Below are 23,870 nucleotides of genomic sequence, written 5' to 3'. Positions count from 1 at the left end.
CGGCACGGTGCGGCCCTTGCCTTCCCAATCCGCAAACTCGCTGAACACGCCCGCCATGACAGGTTCAATGGCGCTGAACACGTCTTCCTGGGTCACGAAGCTCATTTCAATATCAAGCTGGTAGAACTCACCCGGCGACCGGTCTGCGCGGGCATCCTCGTCACGGAAACATGGCGCAATCTGGAAGTAGCGGTCAAAGCCGGACACCATCAGCAACTGCTTGAACTGCTGTGGCGCTTGCGGCAGCGCGTAGAACTCACCTGGATGCAGGCGGCTCGGCACCAGGAAGTCACGAGCGCCTTCCGGGCTGGAGGCGGTCAAAATCGGGGTCTGGTACTCGGTGAAGCCCTGTTCGATCATACGGCGGCGCAAGCTGGCGATCACCTGGCTACGCAGCACCATATTCTTGTGGAGTGTTTCCCGGCGAAGATCCAGATAACGGTGCTTCAGGCGAATATCTTCCGGATATTCCGGCTCGCCAAACACTGGTAGCGGCAGCTCAGCCGCCTCTGACTGAACGCTGACTTCGCCAGCCACGACTTCGATCTCGCCTGTGGCCAGGTTCGGGTTCACGAGGCTCTCATCGCGCGCGACGACCTTGCCTTCCAGCGTGATTACGCTTTCCGCGCGAAGGCGCTCGACCGTGCCAAAGCCGGGAGAGCCGGGATTGAACACGACTTGTGTCAGGCCGTAATGATCCCGCAGGTCGATGAACATCACCCCGCCATGATCGCGGCGGCGGTGCAGCCAGCCTGACAGTTTTACGGTTTCACCGACATGGGATTTGCGAAGTTCCCCGCAGGTGTGGGTGCGATAGGCGTGCATCGGAAACTCTCTCCGGAAATACGGTCCAACAGAAATAAAGCGCGAAAGGCACGGAACCTCTCGCAATTGTCAAGGCGATGCGATACGCAAGCGCGCGATGACTGACAACACCCTGACTCCCATTACTGAGCAGTCGGCACTGGAAGACCTGTGCGGAAAGCTCGCTGAATCCGACTTTATCTGCGTCGATACCGAGTTTCATCGGGAAACGACCTATTGGCCCGAGCTCTGCCTCGTCCAGGCCTCTGCGCCCGGCGTGGAAGGCCTGATCGACCCGCTGGCAGAGGATCTGGACATCGGCCCGTTCCTCGACCTTATCGCCGCAGACAATCGCGTGAAAGTATTCCACGCGGCCCGTCAGGACCTCGAAATCTTCAATCGCCTGATTGGACATCCGCCCGGCCCGATCTTCGATACGCAGGTCGCAGCGATGGCTCTCGGCCTCGGTGATTCGATCTCTTATGACAATCTGGTGCAGCGCGTGCTGAAGCGCCAGATCGACAAATCGAGCCAGTTCACCGACTGGACCCGCCGCCCACTCAGCCAGAAACAATTGGTCTACGCGCTCGGCGATGTGACGCATTTGAGAGACGCCTACCTCAAGATGCGGGACGAGTTGGAAAACCTTGGCCGTCTCGGTTGGGTCCGCGAGGAAATGGCCGACTTGGAAGACCCGGCGAAATATGACACGGACCCCGCCAATGCCTGGCAGCGACTTAAACTGCGCAAGCCGAAGAAAGACTATGCTGCCATTGTGGTTGCTGTTGCCGCATGGCGCGAAACGCTGGCCCAAGAGCTCGACAAACCACGTCGCCGCATTCTGAAAGACGATGCAATCCAGGAGATTGCGAGCCAGAAACCGCGCTCAGAGCAGGATTTCGGTCAGCTGCGCGCCGTGCCGAACGGCTTTATCCGATCAAAGTATGGTCAGGGCCTCGCAGAAGCCGTCTCGGACGCGATTGATAATCCAGAGAAGTATGCTCCGGAACTCGGCCCGCGCGTTCAGAACGCGCAAATCCCAGCGGGCGCACCGGAATTGCTGAAAGTGCTGCTCAAGCATGTCAGCGAAGAAAATGACGTGGTCCCCCGCCTGATCGCGAATGCAGCCGACATTGACCGGATCGCACGCGGCGAAACCGGCGATGAGATCGCCGCCATGACCGGGTGGCGCTACGACATGTTCGGTCGCAAGGCTCAGGCATTGCTGAACGGCAAACTTGCCGTGTCATTCGAAGGAGGTCAGGTCCGCTTGTTCGACGTCTGATACAGCGGCGACAATTAGCGGATCACGACTTCAGATTTCAGCCTCAATTGGCTCGCAGTCTGGGAGAGGCGTCGCTCGACCGTATCCGACACCATAGCCGAATCCGATCTGGACACCCTCAATTGCAATGTCTCTGCTGTGCGAACGAGCTGTGCCCGCTTCAGGATCGGGCCTGACCGGCCAGAGAATACAGCACCGAGCCGCATCGCACTACCGATTTGACGGGCACGCTCATCCTGCTCCGGTGTGGTCAGTGTCGTATACTCGTCCGGGCGCTTGAAGTCTTTCTGGTAGCGGCACCCGACGGCATATGCGATCAATGCCCGCTCGCTATGCGCCACAGCCGTGTATGGCGCGCGCAAGGCCTGATCATAGGCCATTATGGCCCGGTGGTCCGGATGGAACCTGCCTGCACTGTCAGACATCATGCAGGCCGCCCGCTCAATCCGCTGGTCGGCGGCCGGAGAACCGAACAGGTCCGGTTCAGGCGCAAGCGCCGGCGCAATGAAGTCGTGCAGTGCTTCGCCGAAGAGAATCTGGTTGCGATCGAGCCGCGCGAAGGCGATCGCACCATCCAGCAAGGGATCGTTGTCTGACGCCCCCAACTCATTGCGCAGCACGCCCTCGCGCAGACCGCTGGATGATATTGTCATGCCATCCAGTTCGCTCATATCCAGGACTTCCTGCGCGAGAATGGCAGCAATCGGCAGATGGCGGGCTCGCTTCTTGTCAACGGCTTCGAGGGTAAGGCGCGCTGTTGAATTGGTCAGGCTGTCGAAACAGACCTTGGCTGCACGGTCAATCTGCGCCTTGGTCATCTGATAACCCTGCAAAACCTGCAGCGAATACCCCTCCAGATGCATGTTCAACTTGGCAAGCGTCCGCCATGCTCCGCCCACCGCATAAAAACGCCCTTCAGCCTTGGCAAGGACAGCAGATTTCTTCAGTTCTGTCCGGATCGTCTTGCGTAGGGATTTGAGGTCAATGTCGCCATTCACCAGCGACAACGGTCCGAGCATCAGGCTTTCACCGCCACCTGCTTTCGGTCCGATCTGCTTGAACTCGAGACTGGAGCCACCAAGATCTCCGATCATCCCATGTGGCTCATGAAAGCTTGCCTCGACACCCACTGCCGACAACCGGGCCTCATCCTCGCCGGAGAGGACCAGAATTTTCCGCCCCAGCGCATTTGATGCCTGGCCAATGAATTCGGCACCATTGTCCGCTGATCGGACCGCCGCGGTTGCAACGGCCGTAAAACTCTTCAGATTCAACGCCTTCAGGATCGCTCGATACCGACCGAGCGCCTTTAGCGCAGCCTCAACGCCCGAAGGCGACAACTGCCCGGTCGTCATCAGCCCTGCACCCAATCCGGCCATGACCTTTTCATTGAAGGTCGGCAGGATCGACGCGCCGAGCACATTGTAGATCACCAGACGAACCGAGTTGGACCCGATGTCGATGATGGCTGCGCGCTCTGTTTTTGGTAGCGTCACCCCGAGACACCCTCTCGCGGTTTCAGCCGTGGGGGAAGACTGACTTCCAAGGAACTGCCACGCCCTGAAAGGCTCGGATTATCCATGAAATAGGTATGTGCAGAGAAAGGTTTTGCAGTCTCAGCCACGTCCATCCGCTCATACGAGCCATCTTCTCTCATGATCCATGTCTGCTGTTCATCGTTCAGGTTTGCCACCATGATCTGATTCAACACCTGACGATGCACAGTCGGATTTTCAACCGGCACGAGTGCCTCGACCCGACGGTTCAGGTTCCGCGGCATCCAGTCGGCAGATGAAATGAACACCTTTGCCTTCGGCGACGGAAGTGTCTGGCCGTTCGCGAAACAGACGATCCGCGAGTGCTCAAGAAAACGCCCGACAATGCTCTTTACCGAGATATTGTCTGACAGTCCCGGCACACCTGGCCGTAAACAGCAAATCCCTCTCACAACCAGGATGATCGGCACGCCTGCCTGGCTCGCTTCATAAAGGGCATCAATAACCTCGCCATCGACCAGTGAGTTCATCTTGGCCCAGATGCCACACGGCGCTCCCTTGCGCGCCGCATCGGCTTCGGCTTCGATCATGTCAATCAATTGTTGCTTCATGTCCAATGGCGACATGGACAGCTTTTCCATCACTGGTCCGACTTTGGGTGGCTCACGGTACGCTGTGACGAAATTGAACAGACGATTTGCATCTCGCCCAAGTGACGCATCCGCGGTGAACAAGGATAAGTCCGTATAGATACGGGCATTGATCGGATGATAATTTCCGGTACCGAAATGCGTGTAGGTGCGCAACTCGTCGCCTTCCCGGCGCACGACCAGAGACACTTTGGCGTGGGTCTTGTATTCGATAAACCCATAGACGACCTGAACGCCGGCCCGTTCAAGATCGCGCGCCAGACGCAAATTGGCTTCTTCATCAAAGCGGGCCTTGATCTCAACCAACGCCGTGACGTTCTTTCCGGCCTCTGCCGCCTCGACCAGCGCCGCGACGATCTGCGAGTTCGCTGTCGTGCGGTACAAGGTCTGTTTGATCGCCACCACTTGCGGATCGGCTGCCGCCTGACGCACGAACTCAACGACAACATCGAACGTTTCGAAAGGGTGGTGCACCAAGATATCCTTGGCCCGAATAGCCGCAAAGCAATCGCCCCCCATTTCGCGAATGCGTTCTGGATAGCGCGCTTCATAGGATGGGAATTGCAGGTCCGGACGATCCTTTACAATGAGTTCCGACAATTGGGCCATTCCCAATATGCCGTCATACAGAACGATGTCGTCTTCTTCTGCGCCAATTTCATGCGTGATCAATTTGCGTAGATCTTCGGGCGCGCTTGACTGCATCCGGATACGGACGATCCGGCCTCGGCGGCGTTGCTTCAGCAAAACTTCGAACTCGCGGATCAGGTCTTCTGCTTCTTCCTCAATCTCGATATCGCTATCGCGAATCACCCGGAATAGACAGCGATCCTTTTCCTCAAAGCCAGGAAACAAATCATCGATGAACATGCCTATGACATCTTCAAGGGCAATGAACCGGAGGTTACCCTTGGTACCGTTCGGCAAGCGAATGAAGCGGCGTACGAATGCCGGCAATGGGATGATGCCGACATGATCATCGCCACTGTCTTTTGAGATCAGATTGATCGCGACCGANAANCCCAAATTGGGAATGAATGGAAATGGGNGCGCCGGGTCCACCGCCAGAGGNGNAAGCACCGGGAAAATGTTTGACCGAAAATACTTGTCCAGCTCACCGCGATCACGTTTGTTGAGGTCCTTCACGCCCAANACGTCTATGCCTTCGGCGTGTAGCTCCTGTTTCAAGCTGCGCCAGCGTTCCTGCTGCTCGGCGATCAGGTTCAGGGACGCTGCCTCAATCTTCTCCACTTGCTCCGCCGGGGTCAGGCCGTCCTGGCTGGATTTCACGATGCCTGCTCGCACCTGCTCGCGCAGGCCCGCATAGCGAACCATTTCGAACTCATCGAGATTGCTGGCGGAAATCGACAGGAAACGCAGCCGCTCCAACAGCGGATGGTCCATATTCGAAGATTCCTCGAGGACACGCTGATTGAACTCGAGCCACGACAATTCCCGATTCAGGAAGCGGTCTGGCGAGGCCATCAGCTGTTCTACTGTTCCAGTTTGTCCATCGGCCATCGTGCCTGCTCCGCGTGTTTAGTCGTCCTCAAATGCCGCGGAATCCGGATTGGCCCATCCGAGTTCCTCCACGACATCCCGCGCCAGAGGCACACTGGGTGCCCGGCCGGTTTCGGTCACCTTATCACTTAATTTCTCAATAAATATTTCGATAGCCGTATAAGATAGCTCCAATCTCGGAACTACATATTTAATGAGATCAGGTTCCAGCTTCAGGAANAAACGCGCCGCCGTAGATTCAAGGCGCGCTTTCANCATTTCCTCATCCGGNTCCCGAATNTCGACGACCGGCAGTGCCATGAAACGCGATTTCAGATCNGCGGAAGATGTCTGCCACTGACTTGGATGCCGCTTTGAGGTGAGCAACACGCGCCCGCCCCCCGCTGCGGCTGAATCGATCAATGTGAGCAGGTTTTCGCTTTTCTTTACGAGATCGGCGTCATCGACNACCGCGGCTGTCGTNGCCAACGCTGACAGGCCGGGTGTTTTCAAACGCGAGAACTCTTTTGCTGCATAGAAGCTGCCATCGAATTCACGACACCAGGCCTTAGCCAGAACGGACANGCCACTGCGCGGCGGCCCCAACAGGCAAATGACCGGAAATGGCCANGCTTGCGGNGTGCGCAGGACAGCCATTGCGCTTTCATTCGCCTCTGTGACGAGCAGCGCATCAAGCGTGGGTTCTTTTGCAGGAAAGCCTAGGCTGAGCTGGCTTGGCCGGGACGGCCCCTTGGTATTATCCGCGCTCACGGTTCCCCCGATGGAGACACAGCCGATCGGACGATCCAGCCCATTTCATTCTCGGACAGGGACACCCCACGCTGGAGCAGATCGTTCTGCAACCGTGGCGGATCCCCCGCATAGGAAAACGCAACCAGTGCACCATCGCGCGCAATGGCCTCAATCCGGAATTCCGAGATCAATGGCGAACGCGCCAAAGCGCCACGCAGCGTGTTCCATTCTGCCAGCGACGTGTAGCGAACGCTCGCGGTTGCTGGGGTGCGCTCTCCTGAGCGGATAACCGAAACTTCCTTCCAGTTCTCGTCCAGCAGCGCCACCATGCGGTCAACCGCAACCTCCAGCGACGACGCATAGGGCGTCGTGCCGACACGTTCCGTTCCCGCCGCAGTGACTGTGGATACGGTCACCTGCCAGGCCCCATCCACACCCGACAATTCTGCCAGAATACCCCGACGCGCGCCAAGAGCGCCCGCTTCCGGAGAAAGTTCAAGCCAGTCGCTGTATGCGCTGTAACCGGGGCTGTTGGCCGTCACGAAGGGGGAGAGTGTTTCGTCGCGCCCGGTACCGAGCGCTTCGCGCCACGCTGCATCCAGCCCAGCAGATCCAGCAAGCGGCACCAGCAATCCCTTCGGCGCCTGTGTGTCGACATATGGCACTGACAGGCCATCAAGATGAGCCCGTACCATGCGCGGATTGTAGACGACGGCCAGTGTGCCTTTATAGCGCCCGGCACCCGCAGTCTCTTCCTGGACATCCACGGCAGCCGACAGGCGATCTGCCAGCGCTGCATCCACAACAAGGCCGCCCGATTGCAGCCGATCCTCTGCCAGCGTAATCCGGTCAATCAGCACGCGGGCGCCCTGAACCCGCGCTGACGCCATGGCCAGTTCACGTGCTTCGATGAGCGAACCCGCCGTCTCATCCACTTCGATATTCGAGACGGTGTATACGTCCCGCGTATCCGCAAAGGCGCTTGCTCCCATCGCGACGAGAGCAAAAAGGGACGCGAAAAGGATACGAATCATGGTCGACGGCCTCCGTTTGAACCTGTTGTAGCAAGCCAATGCGACAGCCGAAACCGCAAGCGGCACTGGCAGAGACGTTTTCCCCATGCTAACGCGCGAGTCATCATGAGCGATACATCCAAAACTCCCCTTTCCTACCGTGATGCCGGTGTCGACATTGAGGCAGGAGAAAGGCTGGTCGAGGCCATAGGCCCGCTGGCAAAAGCCACAGCCCGTGCGGGCGTGATGGGCGGCCTCGGCGGCTTCGGCGCGCTGTTTGACCTGAAAGCGTCTGGGTATGAGGATCCGGTCCTCGTTTCCGGCACCGATGGNGTGGGCACNAANCTGATGNTGGCTTTTGAGACCGGCATTCACAACACGGTCGGNATAGACCTCGTCGCCATGTGCGCCAACGATGTGCTCGCCCAGGGCGCGGAGCCNCTGTTTTTCCTNGACTATTTCGCNACNGGAAAGCTCGAAGCCGGCATCGCCGAAGCCGTNATTTCNGGCATTGCCGAAGGCTGCCGCCAGTCTGGCTGCGCGCTGGTGGGCGGGGAGACCGCCGAAATGCCGGGCATGTACCCGCCCGGTCACTATGATCTTGCAGGCTTTGTGGTCGGCGCTGTGGACCGGGCAAAGGTTCTTCCCCGCATGAGCGACATGGCCGAGGGCGATGTGCTGATCGGCATCGCCTCATCCGGCCCGCATTCCAATGGCTATTCCCTGATCCGTCGCATCGTCGAGCGGGAAAGCTTGTCTTACGAATCCCCCTCTCCGTTCTCCGACGGGACGCTTGGCGAAGCCCTGCTCACACCGACGCGGCTTTACTCACAAGCCGCCCTGCCCCTCATAAAAGGCGACTTGATCAAAGGCCTCGCTCATATCACCGGTGGCGGCATTACCGAGAACACCCCGCGCATGTGCCCGGACCATCTCGCCCCCCGCATTGACCGGTCGGCCTGGGCGCCGAGCCCGGTCTTCCAATGGCTTCAGGAAGCTGGCGGCGTAGAGCTGGACGAGATGCACCGTACCTTCAATATGGGCATCGGCATGATCTTCGCGGTCGCCCCGGACATGGCAGAGATCGTCATGAACCAGCTCCGCGTGGTGGGTGAACAGCCGGTTATCCTCGGGGATCTCGTCCCCGCATGACGCGCCTGAAGCTCGCGATCCTGATTTCCGGCCGGGGCTCNAACATGAAAGCCCTGCTGGAAGCCGCGCGCGATCCGTCTTTTCCGGCCAAACCAGTCCTGGTCCTGTCGAACAGGCCGGATGCGAAGGGGCTGGAAACAGCCGCCGACGAGGGAATCCCAACCGCTGCNATTGATCACAAAACCTTCGGCAAGGACCGCGAAGCGTTCGAGCGGGCTATGAATGAACACCTTGAAACGGCCGGCGTAGAAATCATCGCGCTGGCCGGCTTCATGCGCGTCCTGACACCCTGGTTCGTAAACACGTGGGAAGGTCGGATGATCAATATCCACCCCTCCCTCCTGCCGAAATANAAAGGTCTCGACACGCATCAACGCGCGATAGATGCGGGCGATGCCGAGGCTGGCTGTACCGTCCATTGGGTCAGCCCGGGCGTCGATGATGGAGAGATCATCCAGCAAGCGTCTGTCCCCATCCTGCCGGGCGACACAGCTGACGCACTGGCAAACCGCATCCTTCCGGTTGAACATGCACTGTATCCCGANGCGCTCGCGAAGGCCTGCGAATCCATAAAGGCGCGGGACTAGCCCAGCCCCATTCGCCCTCCCAGCCCCGGCGGCAATGCCAACCGAATTCGTCGGATAGCTCATTCCCATAGGCTGGAAGGACGATGCCNTCCTTCTCCCTCTTCCAGCCCCTGCCGGGCCTGCCGCTCTATCTTTGGCCAGTCTGGCCTCTGATCTACTGGCGCATACTGCGCCTGAAGGCTTGGTTTCGCGCGAACGGCCGCCAAGGCTCAAAAATGCTCTGGGGCGTGACGCGGGATGGGCGCGTCGTGGTCAATCTGCTGTCGGATGATCTGTCGGGCCGAACGCCGCCTCGTTCGGGGTTCGATTTCGAACCCTCGCGCCATTTTCGTGAGGCGGCCTATGGTGAAGTCAGGGTCCTCATTCCCGATGCGACTCGCCAGCGAAAGCTGGGATCTCTTGGCATTGCATCCGAACGTGGCGCACAAGAAAATGACTTTAACCGGGAATACGGCAACTCTTACCTGCTCCCCCTCCCGGACACCTGACCTTCCCAAGAAAATGCAGTCAAATTCACCCGGATGGCAACGCCAGTCCGGCCGCTCGTGCTGCGGCAAAGAAAAAGGCCGCACCTTCCGGCACGGCCTCTCTAAATCTTCGCTGCCCGAAGGCAGAGGCCTTAGCCAGCAATGTCGGCTTCAGAGAAGAATTGCGCGATTTCGATCGCAGCATTCTCTTCAGAATCAGAACCGTGAACGGAGTTTTCGCCAATGGATTTTGCGTACAGCTTGCGGATCGTGCCGTCAGCGGCTTCAGCAGGGTTCGTTGCACCCATCACTTCGCGATACTTGGCAACAGCGTTTTCGCCTTCCAGAACCTGAACAACCACCGGGCCGGAGGTCATGAACTCGACCAGTTCGCCGTAGAAAGGACGCTCAGCGTGAACTGCGTAGAAGCGCTTTGCCTGATCTTCGGTCATCTGGATGCGGCGCTGGCCGATGATGCGCAGGCCGGCCTGCTCGATAACGGCATTGACGGCGCCGGTCAGGTTACGCTCGGTCGCGTCTGGTTTGATGATGGAAAAAGTACGCTGAACAGCCATGATGACATCCTGCTTGTAAGGGAAAAGGGGTTCTCGCGCGGCCTATAGCGGCGCTGGCCCGGCGGGGCAAGCTTGGATGGCGGCTCTTGTACAGACGCCTGCGTGAGCCTAACAGGCTCGCCGAAACGAAATTCAGGAATCACCCATGAGTGCACTGCCGCCCTGCCCGAACTGCAACTCCGAATACACCTATGAAGACGGGGCGCTGTTGATCTGTCCGGAGTGCGGCCACGAATGGAGCGCCGCATCCAGTGACGACGGCAACGCAAGCATCATCCGCGACTCGAACGGCAACCCGCTCGCCGATGGCGATACNNTCGTTGTNATCAAGGATCTGAAGATCAAGGGNTCNTCCTCGGTCGTGAAACGCGGCACCAAGGTCAAGAACATCCGCCTCGTCGACGGCGATCACGACATTGACTGCCGGATCGACGGCATCGGCCAGATGGGCCTGAAATCGGAATTCGTGAAGAAGGCGTGAGGCCTACTTCCCTGCCTCTTTCCAGCCGCCACCCGGCGTCTGCTGAAAATAGCGCGTCACCAGCCCCGCATCCTTGGCGGCCTTGAACTGCTGGCGCGCCAGATTGCGCGTATCGGTGTCGCCATCATCAAACATGACCATACAACGGGTGTAAGGCGCATCGACCGGNGCNTTNGTNCCATCCATNAGNAACAGNGCNTCNGCCNNGTTCTGATTGTCCGNCTTGCTGGTCAGAAGGATTGGCTGGCGTGCTGGATCCAGCCCCGGCGCTTCGGCCTGCCCATGCGGAAGAAAGGTTTTCTCATCAAAGGTCCACAGGATGGAATCCAGCGCAGCCAGTCTATCCGCACTCGGGCTGACTGCCAGCACACGCCAGCCGACATCCAGACATTTCTGCATCAGCGGCGCCGCNGCCTGCTCCAGCGTGGTGCGGGAGAGATGGTAGAACCACCATTCCGGCTTTGGCGCCTCTGACATGAATTAGTTCTCGTAATTGTCGGCGATCCAGCGGTCCAGCAGGCGCGGACCGAAGCCGGATGCCCAGCTAACATCATGCGCAGCCTTTTCGCCTTCGACCCAGGCCACACCGGCAATATCGATGTGCGCCCACTTCACGCCGTCCTTCACGAAGCGCTTCAGGAACTGTGCCGCGGTAATCGAGCCAGCGGCACGGCCACCGATATTACGCATGTCCGCGAATTTCGACTTGAGGAGGGAGTCGTATTCAGGGCCGAGCGGCAGGCGCCATACGCGCTCGCCTTCCGTCAGGCCAGCTTGTGTCAGTTCGCCAGCGATGTCATCGCTCTCGGTGAACAGGCCCGCATGATGATGGCCGAGCGAGATGACAATCGCCCCGGTCAGCGTAGCGAGGTCGACCATCGCTTTCGGTTTGAAATGCTCTTGCGCGTACCAGAGCACGTCACACAGGACGAGCCGACCTTCGGCATCGGTATTCTGAACTTCAATCGTCTGACCAGAAGCAGATTTCAGGATGTCACCTGGACGGATCGCATTGCCGTCCGGCATGTTCTCGACGAGGCCGACAAGACCAATGACGTTGACCTTGGCCTTGCGTTCGGCCAGCGCGCGGATCGTTCCGGTCACTGCCGCTGCGCCGCCCATATCGCCGCGCATATCTTCCATTCCGGCGCCCGGCTTGAGCGAAATTCCGCCTGTATCAAAGCAAACACCCTTGCCGATCAGGATGACCGGATCATCCCCTTCGGCGCCGCCCATCCACTTCATGACGCCCAGCTGGCTTTCCTTCACGCTGCCCTGACCTACGCCGAGCATGGAGTTCATACCGAGCTTGGCCAGTTGCTCCTCGCCCAGAACCTCGACCTCGACGCCGTACTGGCTGAGTTCGCGGCATTTCTCTGCGAAGCTGGCCGGGTAAAGGTCATTCGGTGGCATATTCACCAGATCACGGGCCAGGAACGTTCCATCTGCCCCTGCCGAAAGCGGCAGGAACGCCGCTTCAGCCGCAGATACATCGTCAACAACAAACGTAACGGTGTCGACGCTCGGCTTCTGCTCTTCCTTCAGCTTGGTGAAATACGTGTCGAACCGATAGGATGCGAGCTTGGCACCCAGCGCCATTCGCGCGGCGTCTTCGGCAGAACCAGCATGAATGGCCAGAGATTTGAAACCGCTGCCTGAGTGGGATTTGTAGAGGTTTGCACCGAGCCCCTCGAGAACGCGGGCATCGCGCTTGTCCGGCTTGCCACCCCCGATCAGTACGGCCCGGCGGGATTCGTTGCCTTTTGGCAAAACGATTAGCGCCTGCTGGTCTTTCTTACCGGTAAAACGGCCACCCTGCATCGCTTCGGACAACAGGCCGTCTGCCGCTTCATCAAAAGCTGCGGCGGCGGTGGAAAGGTCGCCANCTTCATCTACCAGGAAGGCAACGATGTCGGCCTTCGCGCTATCAGCAAAAGTGATTTTCATGTGAGGATTCTCCATTTGCAGCGGAAACTAAACGTCGACGCGCGTTGCGCAACTCGTTAGCTAGGGAAATATCACCCCTTTCTGAAGGATTCTGCGAAAAGCCCGCCGCTCGCCNTATGACCAAGATCCAGACATACCTCTTTTTCGAAGTGCTGCGAGCTGTGGTTATCATCATCGGCGGACTGGCGATGCTCGCCTTGCTGGCTCAGGGGCTTTCCCGCACTGACCTGATCCTTGAAAACCGGCAGTCGGCTCTGACATATTTCTATATTGTCATGCTTGGCGCNCCACAGATCATCGCCCTGNTGACGCCTCTGGCCCTGTTCGTGGCCAGCGTCTGGTCGCTGAACCGGATCCACAAGGACAGTGAGATTGTCGTCGCTCAGGCTGCAGGAATGACGCGCTGGCAGGTTGCCTCGCCCATACTCCGACTGGCTGTACTCTGCGTNGTNGCGCATCTCACCGTGAACCTCTGGNTCCAGCCGATGGCTCAGCGGGCCATGCGAGAAACCGTCGCTGAAGCGCGTGCTGATCTGGCCGCTGCACTGATCCGCCCCGGACAATTCACCTCCAATGGAGAACGGCTCACGTTTTATGCGCGGGAGCAGTCAGGCGGCGAACTGCGCGGCGTTCTGATTTCCGACATGACCGATCCGGAAAACCCGACAGACATTCTCGCCCGAAGCGCCGCGCTGATCGAGTANGAAGGCAGCCCTACNCTCCTGCTGAGGGATGCCATCAGCCAGCAACTCGACGCCAACAATCAATTGTCCATTCTTGAATTCGAACAATACCCCTTCGATTTGACGGAATTCATGAAAGAGGATTCAGACCTCGTCCTGAAAGCCTCCGACAAATATTTGCACGAGCTGTTTTTCGTAGACCGCACGAACTATTTTGAACTCAAGGAAGCTGACGCCCTCCTGGCTGAAGCCCATAGTCGTCTNACAACGCCACTCTTGAACATAGTGATGTCTCTGCTGGCCATATATGCTGTGCTGGGCGGGGATTTCAGCCGCAAGGGATACAGCAAGCGTATTGGATGGGCGACTGGAGGCGCGATCGGAGTATTGATTGTTCAGCTTGTCCTGCAGTCCGCCGCCGCCAATGACCCGCCGCTGAATGCATTGCAATGGCTTGCCCCACTCGGCGTGATTGGCTTNCTCNGCTACATCTACTTCGCGAGAGGTCGCCATCTCGGCAAGATTGAGCGCCCGCCGCTGGAACTGTTCCGCAATCCGACGGGAGCTGCCAGCTGATGCCGCTGTTTTCGAAGATCCAGAGATATATTCTCAAGGAATGCCTGATGGGTCTCGCGCTCGTNCTGGGTATCCTTTTACTTGCGATCCTCATGATCGACGTGGTCGAGCAGCTGCGAACGGTTGGTGGCGATGTCCGGTTGAGCATACTCGGCGCCTTCAACCTGTCCTTGATGAAGCTGCCCCAGATTGTGGAGCAGACCCTGCCATTCGCCCTGCTGATCGCTTCCATGATGGCTTTTACCCGCCTCAATCGGCGCTCTGAACTGTCCATCATTCGCGCCAGCGGAATATCAGCTTGGCGATTTCTGACGCCCGTCATGATCCTGGGCATCGCGCTCGGCCTTTTCACCATGATGGTGCTGAACCCTTTCGCGGCGAAGCTTACCGAATCCTTTGAGCAAACCCGCGACCGACTTCTGAACGAAGGCCGACCGACCCTTGCGGTATCTGATACCGGGATCTGGCTNCGGCAGGGAGATGAAACCAACCAGATTGTCATCCACGCCCAACGCGTTGCGCAAGGAGGCGTAAATCTTCTGGACGTGAAAATGATTCAGGAAGAACGCCTGTACGCCGACGGTCGCCCGACCAATGATTATGCGTTCGCCCGGCGCATNGATGCCGACAGCGCGGTGCTCAGAGACGGCTTTTGGCAGTTGGAAGGCGTGATCGAGAACGTTCCGAACCAGCCACCTGAGTTCAAGGACAATCTCGCCATACCTACCACGCTGGACGCCACGACCTTGCTGGACAAGTTCGCCTCCCCAAACACNATCGGCTTCTGGCAACTTCCGAAATTCGTTCGCCAGACCCAAGCTGCGGGTTTGGATGCCTCGCGATACAGAATGCGCCTGAACGCCCTGATGGCGCTGCCGGCCTTGTTCGTGTCGATGGCCCTGATCGGCGCTGTGGTATGCCTGCGCCTCCAGCGAATGGGCGGAAATTCACAGCTTCTCGCCATCGGCTCACTGGCGGCTGTGGGTCTCTATTTCTTCACGCAATTCTCCTCCAGCCTTGGTGCAACAGGTGCTGCACCTCCAATCATCGCGGCTTGGAGCCCACCGCTGTTTGTTCTGTTTTGTACTCTCACCTTCATAGCCTATCGGGAAGACGGCTAAGCATAGCCCGGCCTTGACAGGGCCTGTCTCCCGAGCCCATCTCTCGCCGCCTTAAAGAGGTAAGCGCATGAAACTTGTCGTCGTCGAGTCGCCCGCCAAGGCAAAAACCATCAACAAGTATCTGGGGAAGGACTATAAAGTCCTCGCCTCATACGGGCATATTCGTGACCTTCCTTCGAAGAATGGCTCGGTCGATCCCGACAATGATTTTGCGATGGTCTGGGAGGCCGATTCGAAGTCGTCCAAGCGGATTTCCGAGATCGCTGCCGCCCTCAAGGAAGCCGACACGCTTGTACTGGCGACCGACCCTGATCGCGAAGGCGAAGCCATCAGCTGGCATCTCGTCGAGGCCCTGCGCAAGCGCCGCGCCCTGAAAAAGGATACACCGGTCGAACGCGTCGTCTTCAACGCGATCACCAAGAACGCCGTCACCACGGCNATGGAGCACCCTCGCCAGATCGATGGCGAACTGGTCGACGCCTACCTTGCACGCCGAGCCTTGGACTATCTNGTCGGCTTCAACCTGTCGCCGGTGCTTTGGCGCAAACTGCCNGGCAGCCGGTCTGCGGGCCGCGTGCAGTCTGTCGCGCTCCGCATCGTCTGCGACCGCGAGAACGAGATCGAACTCTTCAAGCCACAGGAATACTGGAATGTCGGGGCCAATCTGCGTGCGCCAGACGGAACGGATTTCGAAGCGCGCCTGTACAGCCTCGATGGCGAAACCCTGAAGAAATTCACGCTCGGCAACCAAGGCGACGCCGACAAGGCACTAGAGATCGTGCGGGGTGGCGGATACTCGGTAACTTCTGTCGAAGCCAAGCCCGTCAGGCGAAACCCTCCTCCACCATTCATCACGTCTACCCTGCAGCAGGAAGCCTCCCGCAAGCTGGGCTTCACCGCCAAGCGCACCATGCAGGCGGCTCAGAAACTGTATGAGGAAGGCCGCATNACCTATATGCGGACAGACGGCGTGAACATGGCCGAAGAGGCCTATTCCGCAGCGCGCGCGATGATCCAGTCAAACTACGGCGCCCGATACCTGCCTGAGAAGACGCGCCGTTATTCCTCCAAGGCAAAGAACGCTCAGGAAGCGCACGAGGCNATTCGCCCAACGAATTTCGACCTTCGCCCGGAAGAGTATAAAGGCGATGGCGACCTGAAGAAGTTGTACACGCTGGTCTGGCGCCGCGCCGTCGCTTCGCAGATGGAAGCTGCGCGGTTCGAGCGGACCACAATCGACATGACCTCAAAGGACCAGCGCGCCGTCCTGCGCTCGACCGGTCAGGTCCTGATCTTTGACGGCTTCATCAAGCTCTACACAGAGGGCCGCGATGAGGGTGATGATAATGATGACGATGAAAATCGCCTNCCCAAAATGGACGAAGGCCAGCATGCGGACCTTCTGAAGGCCGAAGCTACGCAGCACTTCACCACGCCGCCACCGCGCTACACCGAAGCGTCACTGGTAAAGAAACTCGAAGAGCTGGGCATCGGTCGCCCGTCAACCTACGCCTCTACCTTGTCGACACTCGAAGACCGCGGCTATGTCCGCCTTGAGAAGAAGCAGNTGATCCCTGAAGACAAGGGCCGCCTTGTCACGGCGTTCCTNGAGAACTTCTTCCAGCGTTATGTCGAGTATGATTTCACCGCCGGTCTGGAAGAGAAGCTCGACATCATCTCNGATGGCAAGCTCGACTGGAAGGCATTCCTGAAAGAGTTCTGGCAACAGTTTACNGCCGACATTGACGAGACAAAGGATCTTCGCGTGTCAGCCGTTCTGGATGTGCTGAACGAAGAACTCGGCGCATATGTGTTCCCGCGNCAGGACGCTGACGGAAACCCGATTGAAAACCCGCGCCAATGCCCCCTGTGCAAGGAGGGTGAGCTGTCCATGAAGCTCGGCCGCTATGGCGCNTTCGTCGGATGCTCCCGTCACCCGGAATGCAAATTCACGCGCCAATTCAGCGCAGATGGCGATGCGGCGGCCGCGATCAATCCGGATGGAAACGAACTCGGCCTGCACCCCGAGACGGGTCAGATGATATATCTGAAAAATGGTCGCTTTGGCCCCTATGTCGAGATGGCCACGGACGACAAGCCGAAACGCGCCTCNCTCACGAAAGCCGAAAAGGAAAANCCGCAAGACATNACACTCGACCGCGCCGTCGAATTGCTCCTGTTGCCACGCGAAGTCGGCAAACACCCGGAAGATGGCGAGCCGATCCTGGCGAATTTCGGCCGTTTCGGACCCTATGTTCAGCACGGCAAGACCTACGCCAACCTCAAGGATCCGGGAGATGTTTTCACCATCGGTCTCAATCATGCGGTGACCCTGATCGCGGACAAACGCGCCAAGCAGACGGCTCGCAGCACGGCTCTGAAAACACTCGGCGACCATCCCGATGGGGGCGTGATCGAAATCTTCGAAGGCCGCTACGGGCCGTATGCGAAGCATGGCAAGACCAACGCAACCCTGCCGAAAGACGTAACTCCAGATACGGTCACGCTGGAACAGGCCATCGAACTGATCAACGCCAAGGCGGCCAAGGGCACCAAGAAGAAAGCTCCTGCGAAGAAGAAAGCCCCCGCCAAGAAAAAGGCNCCCGCCAAATCCAAAGCGGCAGCAAAGAAAGACGACTGATCGTCGGGCGTGTGTCTCGGCGGTTCGTCTTTGAACTCTTCGTTAACCAGTGATTAATTGCAGGTATCGTGCACCATGCAGGTTCGCGCCATGTCTACGGTTGAGAAGTTCGCATTTTTGGGGGCGNTAACNCTCGCNTCTCTCNTGGTCNTTCAGGAGCTGAACNACCGTTTTGTNCGNGAAANTCCCACCCGGATCGANAGTGAACCAGTTGCCGNCNAGTCTGCTGACGTCGAGACCGCCGAAATTGCGACACTTCTCTCGCTTGCCCCCGTACCCGCACCGTTCGGNTATCTGCCTTCCCTTACTGCATGCAAAGGCATGGCGCCCAGTTTCGGGCCGAATGTCGACGACGACCTGAATGTCACAGACTTCAAGCCGTTCGTCATGGCCGGCACGGTAAAACTCGCTGCCGCNCCAGTTGAGAGCGCATGTTTGTCGTCCAGTTTTGGTCCNCGAAACGGATCGCTCCACAAAGGTTTGGACTTCTTCAATCGTGACGCCGTGCCGGTTTATGCTGCCGCTGACGGCGTGGTCCGGCGCCAGCGCTTTCGTAACGATTATGGAAACATGATTGTGATTGATCACGGAAGCGGTGTCTTCACCCGCTACGCCCATCTGGAAGCGTTTGAAAACACACAGGAAGGCGACACCGTAAAGGCTGGCCAACCGCTAGGCCTGATGGGCAACACCGCCGGATACGCCATACCACGGCATTTGCATTATGAGGTCCTGACTGGCGAATGGGGNTTTCAGGCGGGCTCATTCGCGCTTGAACCGGTCGATGTCATGGCGCTTCCCGCAGCATTGGACTAGCGCATACTCCACGCGTCACAGAAAAGCCTCGCGCATTTTCCTTCAACTTCCCCTATATGGGGCTCATGAGTTTCCCAGATAAACAAACCGTCCTTGATTTCATTCGGGACAATCCGACCGCAACGACCAAACAGGAAATTGCCCGCGGCCTGCATGTGAAGGGCCGCGAACGCGCTGTACTGCGCGAAATCCTGAAAGAGCTGGAAGCCGATGGCACGCTGGAGCGNACCGGCAAACGCGCCTGGGCCCAGGCTGACCGTCCCCCGCCCACAGGCGTNGTCCAGTTCACGCACACCGATGAAAACGGCGACCTGATNGGAAAGGCCGTGGGCGACAATGGTCCGTTTGGGCCCGACATCATCTACACTGGCNTGTCCGGCAAGCCGAAGGGCAAGGCCACCGAGCCNGGTGAAGGCGACCGAGCGCTNTGCAAGATCAAGCAGGAAGATGGCGAGTGGAAGGCCCGCGCANTGACGGTGCTGGAAAAGCGCCTCACCAATTCGCTGGTCGGCCTCTACTCACAAGGCCCACGCGGCGGCAAGGTCACCCCCGCCAACCGCAAGGAGCGCCGCGAGTTCCTGATCCAGGAAGCCGACCGGAACGGGGCGGAAGATGGCGATCTCGTCATCACAACGCCCAAGCCGCAAGGCCGCCGCCAATANGGCCCCAATCTCGGNGTCATTCAGGAAGTNATNGGCCATATNAGCGATCCTCGCTCGGCCAGCCTGCTGGCCATCCATGCGCATGGTATTCCAGTCGACTTCCCCGAGGCTGCGCTGGANCAGGCCCGAAATCCCAAACCGGCTCCCGCCGAACGCGAAGATCTGACACAAATTCCGCTGATCACAATCGATCCGCACGACGCCCGCGACCATGATGATGCCGTCTACGCCGAACAGCTGGATGATGGCTGGCGAGTTATTGTCGCCATTGCCGATGTGGCCGCCTTTGTCACGCCGGACTCGCCGCTGGACCGTGAAGCGTTGAAACGTGGCAACTCCACCTATTTCCCCGATCGCGTCGTGCCGATGCTGCCATTCNAACTTTCGGCAGATGAATGCTCCCTGCGCGAGGGCGAACTGCGCCGCTGCATGGCGGTGGAGATGATCTTCGANAAAGCCGGCACAAAGCGCTCTCACCGATTCATTCGCGGCATGATGAAGTCAGCCGCCAAATTGTCGTATGAGGAGGCNCAGGCNGCAATTGACGGCAAACCGGGCGGNAAGGCCGAAGAGATGCTGGAGCCCGTCCTGAAGCCGCTCTGGGGCGCATACGCCGCCTTGGCAGAGGCGCGGGATCGCCGCTCTCCTCTGGATCTGGATTTGCCGGAGCGGCGAATTCTCTTCACCGAGGAAGGTGAGATTGATGGCATTATCACCAAAGAACGGCTCGAGGCCCATCGCCTGATNGAAGAATTCATGATTCAGGCAAACGTCGCAGCCGCAGAATCCCTGGAAAAGCAGAACAGCCCGCTGATCTATCGCGTCCACGACACGCCAACCGACGCAAANATCGCGGCCTTTGCCGAATTCCTTCAGACCATCGACATGAAGTGGAACATCGGCCAACGCCCGCAGACCGAGAACTTCAACCGTCTACTCGGCGAGATTGATGGCAGCGACTACGACCAGATGGTCACGCAAATGGTGCTGCGAACTCAGGCCCAGGCGATCTATTCGGAAGAAAACCTTGGGCATTTCGGCCTGAACCTCGTGCGCTACGCTCACTTCACCTCACCGATCCGNCGNTATGCAGACCTGATCGTCCACCGCGCTCTGATCGCTTCTCTGAGCCTCGGACCGGATGGCCTGTCGAAAGACATGGCCGCGCGGCTGGAAGAAATGGCGCAGCACATATCCGACACCGAACGCCGTTCCATGGCAGCCGAGCGAGAGGCAACGGATCGCTACCTCGCCATCTTCCTGGCAGACCGGGTCGGAAGCGAGTTTGAAGGCCGCATCACGGGCGTTACCGGCGCGGGCCTGTTCATCGCGCTGGCAGGTTCCGGCGCGGACGGCTTCGTACCTATCTCATCGATTTCGGATGATTACTGGGTGCTGGATGAAGCCGCGATGCAAATCTATGCGCGCGGCTCCGGCAAGACCTACGGGCTTGGCCAGATCGTGCGCGTAAGACTGAAAGAAGTGACGCCGCTTCAAGGTGGCTTGCTGCTGGAAATGCTCTCCGACCCAATGCCCGCCCCCAAGGGCCGCCGGGAAGCACGCGCCAAAACAGATAANGGCCACCACTCACGTCGACGCTCAGGCCCCGGCAAGCCAACAGGCAAGCGGTCCGGCAAACCGAAATTCAACAAGAAGACGCTGCCCAAGCATAAGCGCAAGCGCCGGAATTAACGTGGACATGACCTCGAATCCTCATTCAAATACGCTGATGGGTTCAGCGTTCGACAAGGAAGATGATGGCGATGTCATCGAAACGCGAAAGCGCAGCCCCCGCCCCAAGGACGCCGCAACGCTGATTCTCGTGCGCCGAGACGCCGAGCAGCCGCGAGTCCTCATGGGCAAGCGCTCCGCTCGCCATGCCTTCATGCCGGACAAATANGTCTTTCCAGGTGGTCGCGTGGACCCTCAGGATGGNAAGGCCGTGTCGTGGTGCGAGTTCGAACCCCATCAGGAACGCCTCCTGCGCATCCAGAGCCGCCGCAAGCCGCGTGCCTTCGGCCTGACGGCAATCCGTGAGACGTTTGAGGAGACAGGCCTTCTGGTGGCTCGTGAAGCGGAAATGCCGGCGCGCTATCCGACTGGCTGGCAGCCTTTTCACGATCTGGACGCCGCGCCACATCTTTCACCCCTGACCTTCATTGGCCGAGCGATCACGCCACCCTACCGGCCGAAGCGATTCGATGCGCGTTTCTTCATGGCGGATGCAGAAGAGGCCCTGATCGACGAGCGGCCGCCAGTCGATGGCGCTGAGTTGTCGGACCTGCAATGGGTGACGCTGAAAGACNCGCTGGATCTGGATTTGCCCAATGTCACACGGTTCATGCTGGGGGAAATCGAGGAGCGGATTGACAAGCCATCGCTCAACAGGGGNCCGCCTTTCCTGCGCTGGACCCGCAGCGGCCACACAACCGACCGCCTCTAGCAGCAATGGCGCTTGACTTCCGGCCCGCACATCGTCATTAAGCCGCTTTCCAGTTTCAGACGCTAACACAAGCGAGCATTCGTCATGGCCAAACCAGCCACCATCAAGATCCGCCTNAATTCGACGGCCGACACCGGTTTCTTCTACGTGACGAAGAAAAACCCNCGCAACATGACCGANAAAATGGTCAAGCGTAAGTACGACCCGNTCGCGAAGAAGCACGTCGANTTCAAGGAAGGCAAGATCAAGTAAGATCCTTGTTTTTCATGCATTGTTTCGAAAAGCCCGCTNCNCNAGAGCGGGTTTTTTGTTGCCTATTNTTCCGGCACGCCATGATGCAGNTCNCGTGTCTTGCGGATNCCGGGGAANAGGACTGACCANGCCGCAGCNACNCCNACNGCCGCNTANCCNCCNGCNACNACCGTGAANACNGCGCCCCANTTNGCNGCCATGAANCCGGCCCGCGCCTCGCCCANTTCNTTNGATGCCCCGAGGAAAATGGAATTTACGGCGTTGACCCGCCCTCTCACCTGATCCGGCGTCCAAAGCTGAAGCAGGATTTCGCGGATGTAGACTGAAACCATATCGAACGCGCCCACGAATATGAGCGCTACGATAGAAAGCCAGACAATGTTCGAATGGCCGAACACAACCGTCGCGATACCAAAACAGGCCACCGAGACAAACAGGATCAGACCGGCATGATCCTTGATCGGGAAAATGGTGATAATGGCCAGCATAAGAAGCGCACCGATGCCTGGCGCGGCTCTGAGCAAGCCAAGGCCCTCCTCCCCGATCTCCAGAATGTCGCGTGCATAGATCGGCAGCAGCGCCACAGCCCCGCCAAGCAATACGGCGAACAGATCCAACGAAATCGCGCCCAGCACGATCTTCTGATTGAACACGTAGCGGAAGCCACCGAGTAGGACACTCAACGTGGTCGGCTCGCGCTCAATCTTCTGCTCCGGCTTTGGAATCGAAAAGATGAGCAGCGCTGAAATCGCAAAAAGCGACACGGCCGTTCCGTATGCAAAACCCGCTGAAACACCATACAAAAGCCCCCCGGCGACCGGACCGAGGATTGACGCAGTCTGCCAAGAGGAGGCCAACCAACCGACGGCATTTGCGAAGTCCTCTCGTGGGACGAGATTCACCGCCAAGCTCGAGGACGCTGGAGTGTAGAACGCTCGCGCCACACCGAATACGGTCAACGTCGCCAGTACGATCAGCGGATCGAATCGTGCGGTGACAGCCAGCGTCAAAATCACCGCCGCGCAGAGCAGTTCCACACTCACCGAAGCGCCCATCACATTGCGCCGCCCCAGACGATCCGATGCCACACCGGTCACGACTACCAACAGGAGTGCGGGAAGAAACTGAACGAGACCGATCCATCCCAACAGCGCAGCGCTTTGGGTCTCGTCATACATCTGCCAGGCGACGGCAACAGATACGATCTGCGCGGCCAGCGATGTCAGGAAGCGAGACAGGAAATATCTGCGATAGGAAGAATGGCGAAATGCCGAGAACCGGTCAGTCATCCGAAGCGGATTGCGGCGCGCGGCGGCTCAAGTCAATCAGGCTGCGATACTTTCAACCCGATTGCGACCAGCGGACTTCGCTTGATACAGCGCCGTATCCGCGCGTTTCGTCAGGTCGGCGATCGTATCGCTCGGACCGTTCACCGTAGAGACGCCAGCGCTGAGTGTGATGGTGATTTCCTTCGCGCCGCCATAGATCTTGAAAGGCGAAGCGGCCACCGCGAGACGAATTCGCTCTGCCGCAGCGCAGGCAAGTCCGCCAGGTGTTTCCGGCATGATGACCATGAATTCCTCACCGCCCGGGCGACAGACGACATCCATGACACGACTATTCGTCTTCAGCCGCTTGGCCACTTCCTGAAGCACTTCGTCCCCAGCATCATGCCCGTACGTGTCGTTGACCGACTTGAAATGATCAATGTCGGCCATCATGACCGAAACAGGGCGTCCGCCCATTTTGGACCGCTGCAAGAGCTGCTCGAGCTGGTTGTTCATGTAGCGACGATTATAGAGCCCTGTCAGTTGGTCTATGACTGAAAGTTCCAGTCCACGGTCAACTCGCTCACGCAACATCTCGATATACCGGCTTCGGCGCGCTTGTGTGCGTACCCGCGCGAGCAATTCCTGCTTGTCGACCGGTGTGAAGATCACATCGCTAGCGCCAAGATCCAGCCCCC

At 58.7% G+C, this 23,870-nt stretch carries 20 protein-coding genes; 11 read left to right on the top strand and 9 right to left on the bottom strand.

Annotation, left to right across the window (positions count from 1 at the left end):
• Positions 1-825 (bottom strand): amino acid--tRNA ligase-related protein (locus tag CBB91_RS13245; RefSeq protein WP_273014559.1); only part of this gene is annotated, 825 nt, incomplete at its 3' end.
• A 97-nt stretch (positions 826-922) separates the two neighbouring features.
• Here CBB91_RS13245 and rnd point away from each other — a divergent pair.
• Positions 923-2,089, top strand: coding sequence for a ribonuclease D (rnd, locus tag CBB91_RS13240; RefSeq protein WP_273014558.1), 1,167 nt, complete (start codon positions 923-925; stop codon positions 2,087-2,089).
• 14 nt (positions 2,090-2,103) lie between these two features.
• Here rnd and CBB91_RS13235 read toward each other — a convergent pair whose 3' ends face one another.
• The 3 genes from CBB91_RS13235 to CBB91_RS13225 form a co-directional block, all read right to left on the bottom strand.
• Positions 2,104-3,585, bottom strand: coding sequence for a Ppx/GppA family phosphatase (locus tag CBB91_RS13235; RefSeq protein ID WP_273014556.1), 1,482 nt, complete (start codon positions 3,583-3,585; stop codon positions 2,104-2,106).
• Positions 3,582-5,756 carry an RNA degradosome polyphosphate kinase gene (locus CBB91_RS13230; RefSeq protein ID WP_273014554.1) on the bottom strand — a complete coding sequence of 725 codons (2,175 nt, stop codon included), beginning with the start codon at positions 5,754-5,756 and terminating at the stop codon, positions 3,582-3,584. Before CBB91_RS13230 ends, CBB91_RS13235 begins: the two co-directional genes overlap by 4 nt.
• 746 nt (positions 5,757-6,502) lie before the next feature.
• On the bottom strand, positions 6,503-7,522 hold the full coding sequence (locus CBB91_RS13225; protein WP_035552240.1) for a hypothetical protein: 1,020 nt from the start codon (positions 7,520-7,522) through the stop codon (positions 6,503-6,505).
• A gap of 105 nt (positions 7,523-7,627) precedes the next feature.
• Here CBB91_RS13225 and purM point away from each other — a divergent pair, with 105 nt between their 5' ends.
• Positions 7,628-8,653: a phosphoribosylformylglycinamidine cyclo-ligase gene (gene purM / locus CBB91_RS13220; protein ID WP_273014552.1), complete on the top strand. Its 1,026-nt coding sequence runs from the start codon at positions 7,628-7,630 to the stop codon at positions 8,651-8,653.
• The gene (gene purN / locus CBB91_RS13215) at positions 8,650-9,240 is read left to right on the top strand and encodes a phosphoribosylglycinamide formyltransferase (RefSeq protein WP_273014549.1); all 591 of its coding nucleotides are present in this window, start codon (positions 8,650-8,652) and stop codon (positions 9,238-9,240) included. The genes purM and purN overlap by 4 nt, the downstream gene beginning before the upstream one ends.
• Positions 9,241-9,859: 619 nt before the next feature.
• On the opposite strand, the gene ndk is transcribed toward purN, so the two are convergent.
• Positions 9,860-10,282 (bottom strand): nucleoside-diphosphate kinase, encoded by a 423-nt coding sequence (gene ndk, locus CBB91_RS13210; RefSeq protein WP_027836247.1) that lies wholly within the window; start codon positions 10,280-10,282, stop codon positions 9,860-9,862.
• 145 nt (positions 10,283-10,427) lie between these two features.
• On the opposite strand from ndk, the gene CBB91_RS13205 reads away from it, so the two are divergent.
• Entirely contained in the window at positions 10,428-10,763 is a 336-nt protein-coding gene (locus tag CBB91_RS13205) for a zinc ribbon domain-containing protein YjdM (RefSeq protein ID WP_273014548.1), read from the top strand.
• Between the two features lie 3 nt (positions 10,764-10,766).
• Here CBB91_RS13205 and CBB91_RS13200 read toward each other — a convergent pair whose 3' ends face one another.
• Both CBB91_RS13200 and CBB91_RS13195 read right to left on the bottom strand, forming a co-directional pair.
• Positions 10,767-11,240 carry a DNA polymerase III subunit chi gene (locus CBB91_RS13200; RefSeq protein WP_273014546.1) on the bottom strand — a complete coding sequence of 158 codons (474 nt, stop codon included), beginning with the start codon at positions 11,238-11,240 and terminating at the stop codon, positions 10,767-10,769.
• Between the two features lie 3 nt (positions 11,241-11,243).
• Positions 11,244-12,710: a leucyl aminopeptidase gene (locus tag CBB91_RS13195; RefSeq protein WP_273014544.1), complete on the bottom strand. Its 1,467-nt coding sequence runs from the start codon at positions 12,708-12,710 to the stop codon at positions 11,244-11,246.
• A 116-nt stretch (positions 12,711-12,826) separates the two neighbouring features.
• Between CBB91_RS13195 and CBB91_RS13190 the strand changes: the two genes are divergently transcribed.
• The 7 genes from CBB91_RS13190 (at position 12,827) to rpmG (ending at position 21,904) form a co-directional block, all read left to right on the top strand.
• A complete protein-coding gene (locus CBB91_RS13190) occupies positions 12,827-13,969 on the top strand; it encodes an LptF/LptG family permease (RefSeq protein ID WP_273014542.1) in 1,143 nt (380 codons plus the stop codon).
• On the top strand, positions 13,969-15,090 hold the full coding sequence (gene lptG / locus CBB91_RS13185; RefSeq protein WP_273014540.1) for an LPS export ABC transporter permease LptG: 1,122 nt from the start codon (positions 13,969-13,971) through the stop codon (positions 15,088-15,090). Before CBB91_RS13190 ends, lptG begins: the two co-directional genes overlap by 1 nt.
• A 67-nt stretch (positions 15,091-15,157) precedes the next feature.
• Entirely contained in the window at positions 15,158-17,731 is a 2,574-nt protein-coding gene (gene topA, locus CBB91_RS13180) for a type I DNA topoisomerase (protein WP_273014538.1), read from the top strand.
• A 321-nt stretch (positions 17,732-18,052) separates the two neighbouring features.
• Positions 18,053-18,547 carry a M23 family metallopeptidase gene (locus CBB91_RS13175; RefSeq protein ID WP_273014536.1) on the top strand — a complete coding sequence of 165 codons (495 nt, stop codon included), beginning with the start codon at positions 18,053-18,055 and terminating at the stop codon, positions 18,545-18,547.
• Positions 18,548-18,612: 65 nt separating this feature from the next.
• Complete coding sequence (rnr, locus tag CBB91_RS13170; RefSeq protein ID WP_273014534.1) at positions 18,613-20,901, top strand: ribonuclease R; 2,289 nt, start codon at positions 18,613-18,615, stop codon at positions 20,899-20,901.
• 7 nt (positions 20,902-20,908) lie between these two features.
• Positions 20,909-21,652: an NUDIX hydrolase gene (locus tag CBB91_RS13165; RefSeq protein WP_345906880.1), complete on the top strand. Its 744-nt coding sequence runs from the start codon at positions 20,909-20,911 to the stop codon at positions 21,650-21,652.
• Positions 21,653-21,736: 84 nt separating this feature from the next.
• Positions 21,737-21,904, top strand: a complete 168-nt coding sequence (rpmG, locus tag CBB91_RS13160; protein WP_273014530.1) for a 50S ribosomal protein L33 — start codon at positions 21,737-21,739, stop codon at positions 21,902-21,904.
• Between the two features lie 62 nt (positions 21,905-21,966).
• Here rpmG and CBB91_RS13155 read toward each other — a convergent pair whose 3' ends face one another.
• Positions 21,967-23,193 carry an MFS transporter gene (locus CBB91_RS13155; protein WP_273014528.1) on the bottom strand — a complete coding sequence of 409 codons (1,227 nt, stop codon included), beginning with the start codon at positions 23,191-23,193 and terminating at the stop codon, positions 21,967-21,969.
• A 36-nt stretch (positions 23,194-23,229) separates the two neighbouring features.
• On the bottom strand, positions 23,230-23,870 hold a 641-nt coding region (locus CBB91_RS13150; protein WP_273014526.1), incomplete at its 5' end, for a diguanylate cyclase.

The sequence above is a fragment of the Hyphomonas sp. TMED31 genome (genome assembly GCF_002172815.1).
GTDB lineage: Bacteria > Pseudomonadota > Alphaproteobacteria > Caulobacterales > Hyphomonadaceae > Hyphomonas > Hyphomonas atlantica.
Note: the sequence above shows the minus strand (reverse complement) of the source record. Positions and strands in the feature narration are given on the sequence as shown.

Bases quoted from the DNA above. Each gene is read 5' to 3' on its own strand.
- rnd (WP_273014558.1), top strand. From the start codon at position 923: ATGACTGACAACACCCTGACTCCCATTACTGAGCAGTCGGCACTGGAA.
- CBB91_RS13225 (WP_035552240.1), bottom strand. From the start codon at position 7,522: ATGATTCGTATCCTTTTCGCGTCCCTTTTTGCTCTCGTCGCGATGGGA.
- ndk (WP_027836247.1), bottom strand. From the start codon at position 10,282: ATGGCTGTTCAGCGTACTTTTTCCATCATCAAACCAGACGCGACCGAG.